Here is a 17,466-nt window from a genome sequence, read left to right on the forward strand (position 1 = left end):
GGGACACGTCCCGGGGGCCGACAGTTCAAGCACGTTCACCCAGCCTCAACGAGGCCGACTGAAGGGGTCAGTTGGCGTCGACCAGCTCGTGCGCCGGGACCTTCACCGTGCGGGCGCCCGGCTTGCCGCCGAGGACGACCTTCCGCAGCGCGCTGTTGTTGTCGAGGCTCGTCTCCTTGAGACGGTTCTCGGGGTTGGCCAGCACCTGGATGTAGTAGGTGCCGTTGGGCAGGTTGGTGATGTCGAAGGACTGGCCGGGCAGGTCCTGCGTGTACGTGTCACCGGAGCCGACGTCCAGCACCTCACGGACCGAGATCGAGTTCTCCTGGCCGCACGCGGTGGCCAGGTCGGTGTTGCCCGGGTGCCAGTTGGCGTTCTTCACCGTGTAGTCGACGGCGTCGGTGTTGGCCAGGCAGAACGCCTCCTTGCCGCTGCGCACCTGCTCCTGCTGGTCCGCCTTCAGCAGCCGGTAGCTGGCGAAGTCGGTGAAGTGCCAGTGCTCGTGGCCCGGACGCGGGTCCCACTCCATCGTGCCGGTGGGGGTGTAGCCGACCTGCGTGCCGTCCGCGTCGTAGAAGTACTGGTAGGCGTCCATCAACTCCTTGCCGGGGCTGCGGAAACCGTCCACGACGAGCTGCGCGGGGCCCGCGTTCCAGACGTTGGCGCTGAAGGCGAGGTAGTCCTTGCCCTTGACGTCCTGGCCGCCGTCGCTGATCTGGATGCCGTAGGCCGGCAGCGACCGCAGGTCGGGCTTCGGTACGTCCGGGACCGCCGCCTTGCCGGTCGGGCGCTTGGCGTTCGGCTTGACGGCGGGCGCCTGGCGCGAGCCGTCCGTGCGGCCGGGGCCGTCACCGACGGGCGCCACCGCGCTCTTCAGCGAGGCCTTCTTCAGCGCCCACGGCAGGGCCGGCGGAGCCGGGATCAGCGGGCCGTGGCCCACGTTGTACGAGGGGCCGGCGCCGCTTGTCGGGGCGGCGGGGGCCTCGGGACGCATCGAACCGTGCCCGGCCATGGCGGACATGTCGTGGCCGCTGTGACCGGCCATCGCGCTCTTGCCGCGCATGCCGACCGCTCCCTCGTCCTCCCAACTGCGCTCGCGCACCGTCAGGTTGATCAGCTGCGGCTTGCTGGAGATGCCGAAGAGGTCGCGGTACTTCTTGTTCACCGTCACCTTGGCGGTGTACTTGCCGGGGGCGAGGTCGACCGGCGCGGAGTCGAAACCGGCGTACGTGTTGGACGCCCAGCCCTTCTCGACACCCCACACCGAACCGAGCGTGAACGCGTTCGGCGGGCAGCTCTCCGGGTACTTCGACCTCGCCGGTCCGTCCGGGTCGATCCGGCCGGCCGCGTTGTTGGGGCAGTACTTCTCGCTCTTGTTGAGAACGACCTTGCGGTTGGTGTCCGTGACGCTGATCTGGGCGAAGTCCGGCAGCCCCGAGAAGTCCTTCACCAGGCCGGCGGGAAGCTCCTTGGTGGTGGTCCCGGTGCCGTCGTGGATGATCTGCTCGGCGACGACCGGGTCCTTGTACGACTTGCGGGTCACCTTGAGCTCGAACGGCCCGCCCTCGGCGGTGAGGTAGGTCCCGAGGTCGAGGTAGACGCCCGGGTCCTCCTTCCACGAGTCGAGGGTCAGCGTGTTGGTCGCGGCGATCAGGCTGAGCTTCGGCGTGGTCGGCGCCGGGTCGCTCTCGGGCGCCGCGGCCACGACGCCGGCGGTGACGGCGAGGGCCGCGCCGGCGGCCAACGCCGAACGCCGGAGCCGGGCTTGGTGCGTTCTGGTCATCGTTCCTCGTTCTCCGAGTTTCCGGATGCCTTCCGAGCGCATTCCGGATGTCTGGGTGGACGGTGGACGAACAGCCGGCGCGACACAGGCACTCAGATCGCGGAACTGTCTTCCCCGTACCTGAGAGGCGAAGGAAGGGGCCCCGGGTTGTCTGTGAACCCTGGAGATCTGGATCGTTGGCCGAAAGGCGTCCATAGATGCCGTATCCGGCCGACTTTATGGCGTTTTGGCCTGACACCCGTTCCGGCCGTGGTAGTCGGTGGCGGTGGCTGACGGGGTGGCTGGCGCGCTGTCGTACGCGGTGTCGTACGCGGTCGGGAGGGAGGACCGCTCAGTCGAGATCGCGCTCGGGCGACGTCGCCCACCAGTGGACGAGCTGGTACACCGTCTCGTAACCCAACTCGGCGCGCAGATTGGTCAGATGCACGTTGATGGTGCGCGAGCTGTAACCGAGCGCCGTCGCGATCTGCTGCTGGTCCTGCCCCGAGACGAGCGCGCGCAGGATCGTGCGCTGGAGCTGTGTGCTGACCGCCCTGCCCCCGGAGCCCTGACCGGACCGCTCCGGCGCGTGCCACTCCTGGGCGAGGGTCCACTCCTGCTCGAAGGACTTGGCCAGATACGCGCAGACGGCCGGGTCCCGGACCATCCACGCGCCCGCGGAGTCCGGGCGCCCCTCCAGATGGTCGGAGAAGAAGGCGACCTTCCGGTCGAACACGAGCACCCGCAGGAAGGGCCTCGCCAGGGTGCGGAACAGCGCGCCCTTCGGCCCCATGACGGCCACCCGCTCCCGTACGTTGGGGTTGGTGCGGGCGCTCACGTGGTACAGCGTGCGCAGCGAGACACCCCTCGACAGCGCGGCGAGATCGCGGTTGAACGCCTGCGTGAGGATGCGCCGTGTACGCAGTCCCGGCTGGGCCGCGAGCAGTTCGCGGGCCTCGTCGGCGGCCTCACCGATATGGCGGTTGGCGGCCTCGACCCCCGCGATGTACCGGGACCCGCCCGGCAGGGCCTCGGCCACCGACGGCTGGTGCGAGCGCAGTTCGTCGAGCAGCGCCGGGATCTCGTCGAGGCGCCGCGCGGTCCGCGCCAGTTCACCCTGTACGGAGGCGCGCAGCCGGCGCTCCAGCCGGTCCAGCCCCACGGGGGTGTAGCCGCCGATCGGTTCGGCGATGACGGCGCCGAGTTCGAGGAGGGCCGCCACCCCCGGTACGTCCTCCGACACGGTCTCGCCCGCGACGAGGCGTGCGTAGAGGGCCCGTGCCTCGGGCGGCAGAATCGAGTCGGCTTCGACCGGATTCGCCGTCTGGTCGTCGTCCCTGTTCGTCGCCTTCGGGTTCGTCTCGGCCGACATCGCCCACGCCTTATCGCCCACGCCTTCAAATCCCGGAACTTCCGACGTCTGAGCAGCCGTATTCCTTGATCCGGGCGGCAGAACGAGACAGCCTAACCTCTCACCGGCCGTCCGCGCCCGGAGGGGCGGAACCGGCTGACCCGCCCTCGGAACGGGGGCAGGCGGACGGGCGCGCTCGGGCGAGAGGGAGACAATGAACGTTCGGCTTCTGGGCCTGATCCAACTGGCCGACGGCGGTCGGGCGCTTCCGCTGCCGTCCGCCCGTGCCCGCGCCCTTCTCGCGTCGCTGGCCTGGCAGCCGCGCACCGTGGTCACCGACTCCGCGCTGATGGAACGCATCTGGGGGAGCGAACTGCCGGACAATCCGCGCGACTCGATCTACACGGCCGCGAAGCGGCTGCGCCGGGGCCTGGAGGTGGCCGGCCACACGCGACGGCTGGTGCGGCTGCGCGGCGGCTATCTGCTCGACATGGATCCGGCCGAGATCGACGTCCACCGCTTCCGCTCGCAGGTCGCGCTCGCCCGGGACGCCGTACGCCGCGGCTATCTGTGCGAGGCGGACGACGCGTTCGGATCGGCGCTGCGGGACTGGACGGGCACGGCGCTGGCGGACGTCGACAGTTCCTGGGCGGGGCAGTGCCGCGAGACGCTGGGCCGGGAGCGGCTGCTGGTCCAACTGGCCGCGACCGAGGTCAGGTTGGCGCTCGGCCGGCACAGCGAGGCGGTACCCGAACTGTCCGAGCTCGCCGCCGAGCATCCCCTGGACGAAGGGGTCGCCGCGCTGCTGATGACCGCGCTCCACCGCTGCGGTCTGCGCGGAGCCGCCCTCGCCGTGTACGCGGACACGCGCCGGCACCTGGTCGCCGAACTGGGCGTCGAGCCCGGGGAGGGGCTGCGGCGGGCGCACCGGGAACTGCTCGGTGAGGGCGGCGCCGTGGCGGCCGGGGCGGGGGCGGAAGCCGCCGGGTGCGCTCCCTGCGGTACGGAGACGGCGTCGGCGCGGCTGCGTCTCGTCGGCTGATCCGTCCCGATCCGTCGGCTGGTCCGTTCGGCTGGTCCGTCGGCTGGTTCCGGTCCGTGGCCTCCTTCGGGCCGCCCGTCACTTTCTCGCCCGTACCTCTGTCACGTACCCCCGGCCGGCCGTCGTCCGTACGGAGCGGAGCCCCGCGCACGCTGCCCGCCGCGGCCGGAACGCTCCCGCGACGGACGGCGTGAACTCCCCCGAGTAGGGGACTCTCCACACCTACGGCTCCGGACCGGCCGGGCCGCTCCGGTTCGTGCGCGGCGCCGCCGCACGGACCGGACAAGACACACCCTGCATCAGCCGTCGGTCTCGCGTCGGTCCCGCGTCGGTCCCGCATCGGTCCCGGGTCGGTCTCTCCGGCTCAGGAAAGGACCCGGCGCAGCCGCGCCGTCAGGCTGCGGCCGTGCGCCTGGTGGGTGTCGACGTCGATACGCGTGCCACCGAGGACCCGTCGCACCCGGACCCCGTCGTCGGACGACACGGCCCGCAGCGGACGGCCGCGCAGGGTCACCGAGACCGAGCGCCGTTCCATCGTGGGGTCCGAGACCGCGATCGAGACCGTGCCGTCGGGCGCCGTCCGCAACAGCACCGACGCCGCGCCCTCGATCGACAGCCGGCCCGCGCGGTGCGTGCCCGGCGTGAAGGTGTTGGCGGCGAGGAGGGACAGACCGCGGTGTTCGACGGCCTGGAGGCGCGTGGTGTTGGCGACGACCGACAGCGGCCCCCGCCCGTGTCCGCGCCGCCCGCCGTACGCCTTCAACTGCCCTTCCGTGGCGTTCGGTACGAGCGCGTGGGCCGTCGACAGGCGCCGGGCGCCCGCCGGTTGGTCGACGGAGAGCGAGAACACCCGCTTGGTGACCGGGGTGTCGGGGTTCGACGTCCGTACGAGGCGACGGCTCCTGGTGACCGTGTCCAGCGCGACCGTCGGAAGGGCCTCGCGGTCCCCGTCCAGGAAGACGTACCCGACCGACACCCCCTGTCCCGCGTCCGCGTACCGCAGCCAGGACACCGGGCCCGGAGCCGTACCGCCTCCCCCCGCGCCGCCCGGCCAGGGCGCCCCGTCCCGGAGCCGCCCGGTGACGGTGACCGTGTCCGACGGGGCGGCGATCCTGGTGTCGAGCGTCGTCGTCACCGCGCGCCCCGCCGGGTCGCCGACCCCCGCCGCCAGGACGACGATCTCCTCGTCGAACATGAACCACGACTTGGTGGCCGAGGCGTTGCGGTGGACGACGAAGTCCTCGGGGAGCTCCCCGGCCTGCTTCGCCGCGTACGCGACGTCGTCGCCGAGCACCAGCCCGACCGCGCCGTACGTGCCCAGACGGGCGCCGCCGGAGAGGGTGTTGGTGCCGCGCGGGAAGTAGACGTAGGTGTTCTGGGACTCGGAGGACGAGGTGAAGCCGTGCTCCGGGTTGTCGTACCAGGCGGTCCCGTACAGCTCGGGGACCGTCCGGCGGGTCTCCACCGGCGCGGTGACGCCCGCCAGCCGGTAGGGCGACACGGCGGTGTAGTAGTCGACGCCGAAGGCGAGCGTCTGGTCCTGGCCGGCGAGATAGAGGTAGTGCGCGCCGTCGCCCTGGAACCACGGCATCAGATTCTCGCCGCTCATGTACTCGTACTTGCTGATCCGGTCGGAGCTGCGGGCGAGCGCAAACGCGTAACCGGGCCGCCGGTGCACGGTCTTGTCCATCGCGTTGAACGCGGTGTGGCTCTCCGCCTCCCCGAGGTCCCGCGCCGGCGCTGACGGGTCGGCGAGGATGTCGGCGTAGCGCGCGACGCTGACGGGTGAGACGAAGACGGCCGGGTCGAGCGCGGCCTTCGACGTCTGCCGTACGAACTTCAGGTACCCCTTGAGCGCGGTGGCGTCGGTGCCCGTCGCGTGTCCCGAGAGGTCGACCACGGCCTCGACGACGACCGCGACGTCCGTGTAGCCGGTCGCCGTCCGCGACACCCCGCGGCCCTTGACGACCTCCATCATCCAGCCCTCGAAGACGAGCGGCGCGAAGCCGTCGGCCACCCAGCCCTGTACGACGGCGACCAGGTCGGCGGTGTCGATGTAGCCGGTGGACTCAAGGATCTTGACGGTCTGTACGGCGCGGGTGAGCAGCACCTTGCCGTACGAGCCGGTGTAGGCGACCGAGTCGTGCTGGATGAAGGAGCCGTCGGCGTAGAAGCCGTCGGTCACCCCGTGCTTCGGCCGGTACGGATCGACCGTCGCGTAGACCGTCAGCTGGTCGGCGACGGCCTTGCTGACGCGCGCGTCGTCGCCGGTGACGGCGCCTTGGAGGATCCGGTTGGTGGTGATGTCGGCGAGGTTGGCGCCGGTGTGGAAGCGGGAGTCGAGGTCGACGTCGCCGTCCTCGCCGTTGCGCAGATAGGCGTCCATCGAGGCGAGGTAGGTGGCGGCGAGGCCCGGCCGGTAGGCGGCGAGTTCGTCCTTCAGCAGCACGAGGGTCTTGCTGACGCTCGTGGAGATGCCGATCTCCCAGTTGAACCAGTTGCCGTAGTAGCCCTTCGACTGGTCGCCGTAGTAGGTGTCGTGCAGCCATGTCAGGCCGTCGATGACGCGCCGCTGGACGCTCACGTCGTCGCGGAGGTCGGACGCGCCGGGGCCGGGGGTACGGGTGGCGAGGGCGATCTCGTACAGATGCAGGTACGAGGTGTTGAGGTTCGCGTCGCTCGTGCCGAGGGGGAGGCCTTTGAAGAGCTCCCCGGGGCCCGCGCCGTCCAGCGCGGTGAGACGGGTGCGTGCCGTGGACGCGATGGCGGCGAGCTTGGCTCCGAGCTCGGGGCGGGCGTTGGACTCGGCGGTGCCGGCGAAGATCGCGAGGGCGTTGGCGAGGATCGCGGCATGGTCGGTGGCCGGTTCGCCCGCCCGGCCCCCGGCCCGGTCGTCCGCGCCCCCCGGCGCCGGTCGGCCGGCGGCCCGGGCATGCAGGGGCGCGGCCACGGCGAGCAGGGCGGAAGCGGGCAACATCGTCAGCAGGGTGCGGCGCGAGAGCTGCAAGGGAGTGCTCCAAAAACTCGGCAAACTCGGCCAGAAAGCGCTTGCTGCATCCAAACAACCGGGGTTCCGCCTGTCAATGAATGGGTGGCCGTGACGGGGTCGCGCGCAGGTCTCTCCGGAGCCCCGCCTCCGCGACGGCCCCTCTATACACACCATGTATACGCCGTGTGTAGAGTGTCGGCCATGTCAATCGGTCACACCCTCCTCGGGCTCCTCGAATCCGGCCCCCAGCACGGCTACAACCTCAAACGCGCCTTCGACGACTCCTTCGGCCACGACCGGCCCCTGCACTACGGGCAGGTCTACTCGACCATGTCCCGGCTGCTGAAGAACGGGCTGGTCGAGGTGGACGGCATGGAGGCGGGCGGGGGACCCGAACGCAAGCGGTACGCGATCACCGAGGCCGGCATCACCGATGTCGAGCGCTGGCTCGCCCAGCCGGAGAAGCCGGAGCCGTATCTCCAGTCGACCCTCTACACGAAGGTCGTCATCTCGCTGCTCACCGGGCGCAGTGCCGCCGATCTGCTCGACACACAGCGGGCCGAGCATCTTCGGCTGATGCGCGTCCTGACCGAGCGCAAGCGCCACGGCGATCTCTCCGACCAGCTGATCTGCGACCACGCGCTCTTTCATCTGGAGGCCGATCTGCGCTGGCTGGAACTGACCGCCGCCCGCCTGGACAAGCTCGCCGAGGAAGTACGCCGATGAGTGCCACGCCCCCCACGCCTTCCGCCACCCCAGCGGCTCCCGAGGGCTCGCTGCTGGCCGCGTACGACCTGCACAAGTCGTACGGCGCCACCCCCGCCCTGGACGGCGCCTCCTTCTCGATCCACGCCGGCGAGATCGTCGCCGTCATGGGCCCCTCGGGATCCGGCAAGTCGACGCTGCTGCACTGCCTGGCCGGCATCGTGCCCGCCGACTCGGGGACCATCAGCTACCAGGGCCGCGACCTCACCGAACTGTCCGACAGGGCGCGCAGCGCGCTGCGCCGCTCGGACTTCGGCTTCGTCTTCCAGTTCGGCCAGCTCGTGCCCGAGCTGACCTGCCTGGAGAACGTGGCGCTGCCGCTGCGGCTGAGCGGCACCCGCCGCAAGGAGGCCGAGCGGATCGCGCTGGAGTGGATGGAGCGCCTGGAGGTCACCGACGTACGCGCCCAGCGCCCCGGTGAGGTCTCCGGCGGCCAGGGGCAGCGCATCGCCGTCGCCCGCTCGCTGGTCACCTCGCCCCGGCTGCTCTTCGCCGACGAGCCGACCGGCGCGCTCGACTCGCTCAACGGCGAGCGGGTGATGGAGCTGCTGACCGACGCGGCGCGGTCGGCGGGGACGGCGGTCGTCCTGGTGACGCACGAGGTGCGGGTGGCCGCGTACTCCGACCGCGAGGTCGTCGTACGGGACGGCAGGACGCGCGACATGGACGCCTACGCCTACGCCAGCGGCGCGGGGCAGGGCGGCGCGGGCCGGAGTGGCGGAGGACAGAGCGGTACGGGCCAGGGCGGCGGAGGCCGGAGTGGCGGTGGACAGAGCGGTACGGGCCAGGGCGGCGGAGGCCGGAGCGGCGGCGGTCGTGGCAGTGGCGGCGTGGGGCACGCGGCATGACGCTCCTCGACCGGCGGGTGCCACCGCTCTCCCCGCCGCCCCCACCCCCACGCCCGGCGGCCACCGCCCCCACCGGCCTCCGCGCATGGGCGCGGGACCTCGCGCTCGGCATGCGTTTCGCCGTCTCCGGCGGGCGCGAGGGCTGGGCCCGTACGGCGCTGACCGCCGTCGGTGTCGGCCTCGGCGTCGCGCTGCTCTTCACGGCCGCCGCCGTACCGGGGATCCTCGACGCCCGTGAGCAGCGGAGCCAGGCGCTCGACCTCCCGTCCGCCGCCTCGCAGGCGGTCGGCGGGGGCAGCACCGACACCTTCCTCTGGGCCGACGCGGGAACCGAGTACCACGGTGACCCGGTGAGCGGCCGGCTGCTGCGTCCGGAGGGCGCCGCCGCCCCGTCGCCGCCGGGCGTCGCGAAGATCCCGGGCCCCGGCGAGATGGTCGTCTCGCCCGCGCTGCGCGAGCTGCTCACGTCCTCCGATGGGGAGCTGCTGGCGCGGCGGCTGGACGACCGGATCGTGGGCACCATCGGGGACAGCGGTCTGGTCGACCCCGCCGAACTGCGCTACTACGCGGGCAGTTCGACCCTGAGCGTCGACACCGTCGGCATCCGGGCCTCCGGCTACGGTCACCGGGAGTCCGACGCACCGTTCAACCCGCTGCTCGTCGTGCTGGTCATCCTGATGTGCGTCGTGCTGCTCGTGCCGGTGGGCATCTTCATCGCGACCGCCGTCCGCTTCGGCGGCGACCGCAGGGACCGCAGGCTGGCGGCGCTGCGACTGGTGGGCGCCGACGCCAGGACGGTGCGACGGATCGCGTCGGGGGAGGCCCTGTTCGGGACGGTGGCCGGGCTGGCCCTCGGCGCCGTGATCTTCCTGATCGCCCGTCAACTGGCCGGCCACCTAAGGCTCTGGGGATTCAGCGCCTTCCCCTCCGACGTGGCCCCCGAGCCCCGGCTGGCCCTGCTGATCGTGCTCGCCGTGCCGGTCGCCGCCGTCCTGGTCACCCAGACCGCGCTGAGTTCGGTGGCCATCGAGCCGCTCGGCGTCGTACGCCGCACCGGTCTGCGCCGGCGCAGGCTCTGGTGGCGGCTGCTCCTGCCCGTCGTCGGCGTCGGCGTCCTCGCGACGACCGGGCGGGTCGACGAGGCCACGACGGCGGTTGGCCCGTTCCCCATCGCGGTCGGTGCCGCGTGTGTGCTGATCGGGCTCGCCGGTCTGCTGCCCTGGCTCGTCGAAGCGGTCGTCTCGCGGCTGCGCGGCGGACCGGTGCCCTGGCAACTGGCCACGCGGCGGCTTCAGTTGAGCAGCGGCACGGCGGCCCGCGCGGTGAGCGGCATCACCGTCGCCGTGGCGGGTGCCATCGCCCTCCAGATGATGTTCGGCGCCATGCAGAAGGACTTCCTCCAGGTCACGGGGCAGGACACGGACCGGGCGGACTTCTACGTCTCCGGCGAGTACGGCGACTCGGCGCTCGCGGAGCGCATGATCCAGGACTTCCGCGAGACCAAGGGTGTCTCCAAGGTCATCGGCATCGTCGAGACGTACGTGGTCGCCACCGGCGTCCCCACGGAGCAGGGCTGGCAGCCGACCACGAGTCTCACGGTGGGAAGCTGCGCCACGCTCAGGGACATCGCCGAGCTCCCCACCTGCCGGGACGGGGACACCTTCGTGGCGCATCTGGACTCCAGGGCCGCGAAGCGGGTCGGACCGGGTGGGGCGAAGGAGCAGAACGACCGTACGGACGAGGCCGCCGTACCCGGCGAGAAGATCGACCTGACCGGGAACTACGGGGAGGGCAAGGGCGAGCCCGTGCTCTGGACGCTGCCCAGGTCCACCCGGACGGTGACCGCCTTCCCCGATCCGATGGGCGATGTCCACGACGGCATCCTCGTCACACCGGGCGCGCTCGGCTCCGGCGGGCTGCCCAGGGCGACGGCCAGGGCCGCCGTCAAGGTCGACCGGACGGTGCCGGACGCGGCCGAGTACGTACGCGGAACGGCGGCGGACATCGACCCCACACTGCGGGTGCACGCACTGCGCAACCTTGAGCGGGACAAGCAGTACACGAGTGTGCGCGACGGCCTCCAGGTGGGCGGCACCCTCACGATGATGCTGATCGCCGCGAGCATGCTGGTCTCGCAGATCGAGCAACTGCGCGAGCGCAGAAGGCTGCTATCCGTCCTGGTGGCCTTCGGCACGCGGCGCGCCACGCTGGCCTGGTCGGTGCTGTGGCAGACGGCGGTGCCGGTGGTGCTCGGCACGGGGCTGGCGATCGCCGGCGGGCTCGTCCTCGGCGGATTCATGCTGGGCATCATCGGGAAGTCGACCGGCGACTGGTGGGTCTTCGTCCCGTACGCGCTGGTCGGTGCCTCGGTGATCCTGCTGGTGACGCTGGCGAGCCTGCCACCGCTGTGGCGGATGATGCGGCCGGAGGGGCTCCGGACGGAGTAGCGGGGACCGGGCCGGTGGCGCGTGCCGGGGGGCGCGTCGACAGGTAATTCGGTCGACGCCCCGGCGGCCGGTTCGGCAGGCTCTCGTCATGGAACCTCATGTCTGGCCCCTCTACGGCCTGCGGATCACGACGCCCCGCCTCGAACTCGGGCTCCCGGATCTGGACGGGCTCTCCGACCTCGCGCGGGTCGCCGCCGGGGGAGTGCACGACGCGGACCGGATGCCGTTCAGCGTGGCGTGGACCGACGCGAGCCCCGAGGAACGGGGCCGGGCCACCTTCCAGCATCTGCTCGGCACCGTCGCGGGCTGGACCCCGGGGGCCTGGACGCTGAGCCTGGCCGTCCGCGACGAGGGCGAGACGGTCGGGCGCCAGGACCTGGGTGCGGACGACTTCGCGGTGACCCGCGAGGCGCACACCGGCTCCTGGCTGGGCCTGGCGCACCAGGGGCGAGGGATCGGCACCGAGATGCGGGCGGCCGTGCTGCATCTGGCGTTCGAGGGGCTGGGCGCGCGGTATGTGACGTCGGAGGCGATGACCGACAACCCAAGGTCGCTACGTGTCTCGGAGAAGCTCGGCTACCGCCCGGACGGGCTGTCGGTGGTGTCGGTACGGGGCGAGGCGCGGCCCTTGCACCGGCTGCGCCTGGACCGCGCGGGGTGGGAGGCGCACCGCACCGTCCCGGTCGAACTGCACGGTGTGGAGGCGTCGTTGGCCTTCTTCGGGGTCTGAGCGGGCGGGTGTGGGCGGGCGGGTGTGGGCGGATGGGTCCGGCGGGCGGTCCGGCCGGTGGGTGTGGGCGGATGGATCCGGCCGGTGGTCCGGCCGGTGGGTCCGGTGGTCCGGCCGCTCGGCGTGGTTGGGCGGTCCGAGCGGTGGGTCCGGCCGGTGGGTGTGGCCGGGGGCGTACGGTCCCCCGGCCACACCCGCACCGGTCCCCGCTCAGCCGGCCGTCGGCAGGCCCGCCCGGATCTCGCGTGCCGCCGCGACCAGGTTCCCCAGCGACGTACGCACCTCCGGCCAGCCGCGCGTCTTGAGACCGCAGTCCGGGTTCACCCAGAGCCGTTCGGCCGGGATCGCCTCAAGTCCCTTGCGCAGCAGGGCCGTTGCCTCGGCCGTGCTCGGGACGCGCGGCGAGTGGATGTCGTACACACCGGGCCCCGCCTCGCGCGGATAGCCGTGCGCGGCGAGTTCGCCGGCGACCTGCATGTGGGAGCGGGCCGCCTCCAGGCTGATGACGTCCGCGTCGAGGTCGTCGATGGCCTGGACGATGTCGCCGAACTCCGCGTAGCACATGTGCGTATGGATCTGGGTGTCCGGCCGCACCCCGCCGGTGGCGAGGCGGAACGACTCGGTCGCCCACGCCAGATACGCGGCCCGTCCCTCCGCACGCAGCGGAAGCATCTCGCGCAGCGCGGGCTCGTCGACCTGGATCACCGAAGTGCCCGCCGCCTCCAGGTCGTTCACCTCGTCGCGCAGCGCGAGCGCGACCTGCCGCGCGGTGTCGCCGAGCGGCTGGTCGTCCCGGACGAAGGACCAGGCGAGCATCGTGACGGGCCCGGTGAGCATCCCCTTGACCGGGTGGGCGGTGAGCGACTGCGCGTACGACGTCCAGCGCACCGTCATCGGCTCCGGCCGCGAGATGTCGCCCGCGAGAACCGGCGGGCGTACGTAACGGGTGCCGTACGACTGCACCCACCCCTGCCGCGTGGCGACGTAACCGGTCAGCTGCTCGGCGAAGTACTGCACCATGTCGTTGCGTTCGGGCTCGCCGTGCACCAGGACGTCGAGCCCCGCCTTCTCCTGGAAGGCGAGGACGTCGCGGATCTCCTCCCTGATCCGTTCCTCGTACGCGGCCGTGCCGATCCGCCCGGCGCGCAGATCGGCCCGTGCGGTGCGCAGCTCGCCGGTCTGCGGGAAGGAGCCGATGGTGGTCGTCGGCAGCGGCGGCAGACCCAGGTGCGCCCGCTGGGCGACGGTCCGCACCTCGTACGGCTGCGAACGGCGCGCGTCCGCGTCCGTGACGGCCGCCGCGCGGGCGCGCACGGCCGGGTCGCGGGTGAGCGCCGACTCCGCGCGGGAGGCGAGGGCGGCGCGGTTGGCGGCGAGTTCGGCCGCGATCGCGCCGGTGCCCTCGGTCAGGGCACGGGCCAGGGTCGCGACCTCGGTGCTCTTCTGGCGGGCGAACGCCAGCCAGCGGGCGATCTCCGGATCGATGTCCCGCTCGGCGGTCGCGTCGAGCGGGACGTGCAGCAGGGAGCAGGACGGCGCGACGTCGACGCGGTCGGCGAGCCCGAGGAGTGTGCCCAGTGTGCCGAGGGACTTCTCGAAGTCGTTGATCCAGACGTTGCGTCCGTCGACCACGCCCGCGACCAGCCGCTTGCCCGGCAGCCCGCCGACCGCCGCGAGACCCTCCAGGTTGGCGGCGGCCGGACCGGTGAAGTCCAGCGCGAGCCCTTCGACGGGTGACTTGGCGAGCACCGGCAGGGCGTCGCCGAGCCGGTCGAAGTAGGAGGCGACGAGCAGTCTGGGCCGGTCGGTCAGCGCGCCCAGGTCGTGGTGGGCGCGGGCGACCGCCGCCAGCTCGGCCGGGGTGCGGTCCCCCACGAGCGCGGGCTCGTCCAGCTGCACCCAGTCGGCGCCGGCCGCGCGCAGGTCGGCCAGGACCTCCGCGTACACGGGAAGGAGCCGGTCGAGCAGCGTCAGCGGCTCGAAGCCGTCGGCGACGCCGGGGGCGGGCTTGGCCAGCAGGAGGTAGGTGACGGGGCCGACGAGCACGGGCCGGGGGGTCAGTCCCAGCGCGAGGGCTTCGCCCAGCTCCGCGACCTGCTTGGTGGAGTCGGCGGAGAACACGGTGTCGGGGCCCAACTCGGGCACCAGATAGTGGTAGTTGGTGTCGAACCACTTGGTCATCTCCAGCGGCGCCACGTCCTGTGTGCCGCGCGCCATGGCGAAGTAGCCGTCCAGCGCGTCGGCCTCCACCGCGGCGCGGTGCCGCCCGGGGATCGCGCCGACCATCACGCTGGTGTCCAGGACATGGTCGTAGTACGAGAAGTCGCCGGTCGGGACCTCGTGGACACCGTCTGCCGTGAGCTGCTCCCAGTTGGCGCGGCGCAGCCCGGCGGCCGTCTCGCGCAGGGCGCGGGCGTCGACGGCGCCCTTCCAGTAGCCCTCGACGGCCTTCTTCAGTTCGCGGTGCGCGCCCTGGCGCGGGTAGCCGTACACGGTGGCGCGTGCTGCCGCGGCTGCGGACTTGTCTGTCACGGAACTCTCCTTCGCGAGTCGTCCTGCGATCCCGGGACGGATCGAGGACACGAAGGGGTACGGAATCGGACGGGCTCCTCCGCGCGCCTGTGCACGCGAGTCACGTTCTGCCTGTACGCGTTCACGCGCTCACGCCTTCACGTGTCCACGCACGTCCACGTGTGTACGTGTCCACGTGTATACGTGTGTCACGTCTGTGAACATGCGTGCAGGCTTCACCACGACTGCCCGACCGATATGTACGCCGACCCGCCCACGAGGTCACCGGGATGTCCGTACGCGATCGGTCGCGTACGGGCAGCGGGCAGGTCTTCGGACTCATGGGCACATCCGCCGGGCGCGGACACCCGGGTGGACACCTACTGACCGTCGCTTCCCAGGCCCGGCACGGGCCCAGTGCTGATGACGGCGGTCGTTCCCACTCACCGCTGCGGGGCAGTCCCGGATTCTCACCAGGTTCCCTCTTACGACGCTCCCGTCCTGGGGACGGAAGCGAACCAGCTGCACGGCCAAGCCTAACCGCTGTCATCCGCTCCCTCGAAGCCTCACCAAATATTCATGAACCGGCTAATCCGCCTGCTTCCGGGTCGAGTTCGTACAACGGGGCAGGCAGATACCTTCTTGACACGCTTATTGGTCTAAGCCAACATCCGATTGGCCTGTACCAAGTTCAAGGGCGGTTCGCTGAGCCGGCCGAGCGATGCGCCTTCGGAGGACCGCATGGAGTCGAGCAGCCGGCCCAGCAGCCGTCACCAGCAACTGACGCGGCTCGCGCAAACCGTGCTCCAGCCCGGATTCGTGGGCACGACCGTGCCCGACTGGGTCCGCCGCGGAATCGCGGGCGGACTCACCTCCGTGGTCCTGTTCGGCCGGAACATCGTCGACCCCGAGCAGGTCGCGCGCCTCACCGCCGAGCTACGCGCGGAGAACCGCGACCTGATCATCGCCATCGACGAGGAGGCCGGTGACGTCACCCGGCTCGAAGCCTGGACCGGCGCCTCCCGGCCGGGAAATCTCGCCCTCGGCGCCGTGGACGACGTGGATCTGACCGAGTCCGTCGCCCGCGACATCGGGCGCGAACTCCATGCCGCGGGCATCTCCCTCAACTACGCGCCCAGCGCCGACGTCAACTCCAACCCCCTCAACCCGGTCATCGGCGCCCGTTCCTTCGGCGCCCGTACGGATGTCGTCTCCCGGCACACCGCAGCCTGGGTCCGGGGACTCCAGTCGGCCGGCGTGGCCGCCTGCGCCAAGCACTTCCCCGGCCACGGCGACACCTCCGTCGACTCCCACCACGGGCTGCCGCGGGTCTCGGGGAGCGCCGAGGAGATCGCCGCCACCGCGCTGCCGCCGTTCGTCGCCGCGATGAAGGCGGGCGTACGGGTGGTGATGACCGCGCACCTTCTCGCGCCCGCGTACGACGCCGAGCTCCCGGCCACCCTCAGCCCCCGCATCCTGGTCGACCTGCTCAGGGGCGAGCTGGGATTCGACGGGCTGGTGGTGACGGACGGCATCGAGATGAGCGCGGTCACCGCCCGCTACGGCATCGACGGGGCCACCGTACGGGCGGTCACGGGCGGGGCGGACGCGATCTGTGTGGGCGGCGAGCACGCGGGTGAGTCCACCTTCGACGAGCTCACGGACGCCCTTGTCCAGGCCGTGCTCGACGGCACTCTGCCGGAGGCGCGGATCAACGAGGCGGCGGCGCGGGTCGCCGAGTTCGCCGCCTGGTCCGGCAGCCGGATGCGGGCCGTGGCCACCGACGACGCCGCGTCCGACATCGGCCTCGTCGCCGCCCGGCGCGCGCTGCGGGTCTCGACCGAGCGGGGCCGCGACTCGGTGCTGCCGCTCGTCGGGGCGCCGCACGTGGTGGAGCTGTCGCCGACGATGAACCTCGCCGTCGACGGGCAGACCCCCTGGGGCGTGGCGGCCCCGCTGAGCGAGCTGCTGCCCGGCACCACGTCCGTACGGCTCACGGAGGCCGACCTGACGGGCGGCGCCCTGGGGGAGCCGGGCGATCCGGCGGACGCCGGTGACCTGCTGGACCGCAAGGTGCTGGACCCGGCGGCCGAGCGTTCGCTGGTCGTCGTGGTGCGCGACGCGGCGCGGCACGGCTGGATGTCGGCGGCGATGGCGCGGCTCCTGGGGAGCCGGCCGGACGCGGTGGTCGTGGAGATGGGCGTACCGAACGGCGCGTCGCCCGGCGCCGTGCACCTGGTCACCCATGGCGCGACGCGGGTCTCGGGGCTGGCGGCGGCGGAGTACCTGGCGGGACGCCGCTGATACGGACGGAGTGGGGTGCCGGGGACGCGCGGTCCCCGACACCCTTGCTCAGGTCGCTACCTCACGCGGCTATGTGACGCCGAGCCGCTGACCGGACCGGTCGATCCGACCGGCTGACCGGACTGGTTGACCGGACTGTTTGACCTGACCGGCTGATTGGACCGGTGGTCGGCGCCGGATTACTCGTCCGGGTCCGCGACGACGTTGTCGTACGGCTGCGTGATCACTTCCAGGTAGTGACCCGACGGATCGAGGAAATACACTCCCCGCCCACCGTGGTAGTGGTTGATCTCGCCCGGGAGTCTGCCGTGCGGATCGCCGAAGAAGTCGATCCCGGCGTCCTTGATCCGCCCGAAGATTCCGTCGAAATCCTCTTCGGGCACCAGGAACGCGTAATGCTGCGGTGTGATCGACTCCTGACTCACCGTCGCGAAGTCGAGAGTGACCCCGTTACCGGTGGCGACCGGAACGAAGGGGCCCCATTCGGTGCCGATCTCCAGTCGCAGGATGTGCGCCAGAAACTCGGCGGAAGCCCGGTTGTCGCGGGCGTGAACAATCGTGTGATTCAGCTCTACTGACACTGTGGAATGCCTCCAGAGGCATCTCACGGGAACCTCCACGCCTCACCCGGCCGGTGACCGACGCGCGATGCCCACCGCCGACCCTAGATGGCGCGGGCGCCTCGCTCCAACCCTTGAGGTGTACGGGCTCCGCCCA

10 protein-coding genes, 1 pseudogene and 1 riboswitch are annotated in these 17,466 nt (G+C 71.8%); of the genes and pseudogenes, 6 read left to right on the forward strand and 5 right to left on the reverse strand.

Going from position 1 to position 17,466, the window contains the following annotated elements; genetic code table 11:
- Positions 1-67: 67 nt before the first annotated feature.
- Together ACFWU9_RS15370 and ACFWU9_RS15375 are read right to left on the reverse strand one after the other, a co-directional pair.
- Positions 68-1,783: a lysyl oxidase family protein gene (locus ACFWU9_RS15370; protein WP_384318379.1), complete on the reverse strand. Its 1,716-nt coding sequence runs from the start codon at positions 1,781-1,783 to the stop codon at positions 68-70.
- Between the two features lie 331 nt (positions 1,784-2,114).
- A complete protein-coding gene (locus ACFWU9_RS15375) occupies positions 2,115-3,134 on the reverse strand; it encodes a LuxR C-terminal-related transcriptional regulator (RefSeq protein WP_384318381.1) in 1,020 nt (339 codons plus the stop codon).
- A 193-nt stretch (positions 3,135-3,327) separates the two neighbouring features.
- Between ACFWU9_RS15375 and ACFWU9_RS15380 the strand changes: the two genes are divergently transcribed.
- Positions 3,328-4,155, forward strand: coding sequence for a BTAD domain-containing putative transcriptional regulator (locus ACFWU9_RS15380; protein ID WP_384318383.1), 828 nt, complete (start codon positions 3,328-3,330; stop codon positions 4,153-4,155).
- A gap of 364 nt (positions 4,156-4,519) precedes the next feature.
- Here the strand turns inward: ACFWU9_RS15380 and ACFWU9_RS15385 are convergent, their stop codons facing one another.
- Entirely contained in the window at positions 4,520-7,162 is a 2,643-nt protein-coding gene (locus ACFWU9_RS15385) for a polysaccharide lyase family 8 super-sandwich domain-containing protein (protein ID WP_384318385.1), read from the reverse strand.
- A gap of 183 nt (positions 7,163-7,345) precedes the next feature.
- Here ACFWU9_RS15385 and ACFWU9_RS15390 point away from each other — a divergent pair, with 183 nt between their 5' ends.
- The 4 genes and pseudogenes from ACFWU9_RS15390 (at position 7,346) to ACFWU9_RS15405 (ending at position 11,934) form a co-directional block, all read left to right on the forward strand.
- Positions 7,346-7,870, forward strand: a complete 525-nt coding sequence (locus ACFWU9_RS15390; protein ID WP_384318387.1) for a PadR family transcriptional regulator — start codon at positions 7,346-7,348, stop codon at positions 7,868-7,870.
- Positions 7,867-8,577: pseudogene (locus ACFWU9_RS15395) on the forward strand (ABC transporter ATP-binding protein); the annotation flags it as partial. The gene ACFWU9_RS15390 and the pseudogene ACFWU9_RS15395, both read left to right, overlap by 4 nt.
- Positions 8,578-8,753: 176 nt before the next feature.
- On the forward strand, positions 8,754-11,204 hold the full coding sequence (locus ACFWU9_RS15400; protein WP_384318389.1) for an FtsX-like permease family protein: 2,451 nt from the start codon (positions 8,754-8,756) through the stop codon (positions 11,202-11,204).
- Positions 11,205-11,292: 88 nt separating this feature from the next.
- Positions 11,293-11,934, forward strand: coding sequence for a GNAT family N-acetyltransferase (locus ACFWU9_RS15405; protein WP_384318391.1), 642 nt, complete (start codon positions 11,293-11,295; stop codon positions 11,932-11,934).
- Positions 11,935-12,144: 210 nt separating this feature from the next.
- Here ACFWU9_RS15405 and metE read toward each other — a convergent pair whose 3' ends face one another.
- On the reverse strand, positions 12,145-14,466 hold the full coding sequence (metE, locus tag ACFWU9_RS15410; protein ID WP_384318393.1) for a 5-methyltetrahydropteroyltriglutamate--homocysteine S-methyltransferase: 2,322 nt from the start codon (positions 14,464-14,466) through the stop codon (positions 12,145-12,147).
- A gap of 285 nt (positions 14,467-14,751) precedes the next feature.
- Positions 14,752-14,983: riboswitch (cobalamin riboswitch) on the reverse strand.
- A gap of 203 nt (positions 14,984-15,186) precedes the next feature.
- Here metE and ACFWU9_RS15415 point away from each other — a divergent pair.
- On the forward strand, positions 15,187-16,749 hold the full coding sequence (locus tag ACFWU9_RS15415) for a glycoside hydrolase family 3 protein (protein WP_384318395.1): 1,563 nt from the start codon (positions 15,187-15,189) through the stop codon (positions 16,747-16,749).
- 179 nt (positions 16,750-16,928) lie between these two features.
- Here the strand turns inward: ACFWU9_RS15415 and ACFWU9_RS15420 are convergent, their stop codons facing one another.
- Complete coding sequence (locus ACFWU9_RS15420) at positions 16,929-17,330, reverse strand: VOC family protein (RefSeq protein ID WP_384318397.1); 402 nt, start codon at positions 17,328-17,330, stop codon at positions 16,929-16,931.
- Positions 17,331-17,466: the final 136 nt, after the last annotated feature.

The sequence above is a fragment of the Streptomyces sp. NPDC058653 genome (assembly GCF_042716895.1).
Classification (GTDB): Bacteria; Actinomycetota; Actinomycetes; order Streptomycetales; family Streptomycetaceae; genus Streptomyces.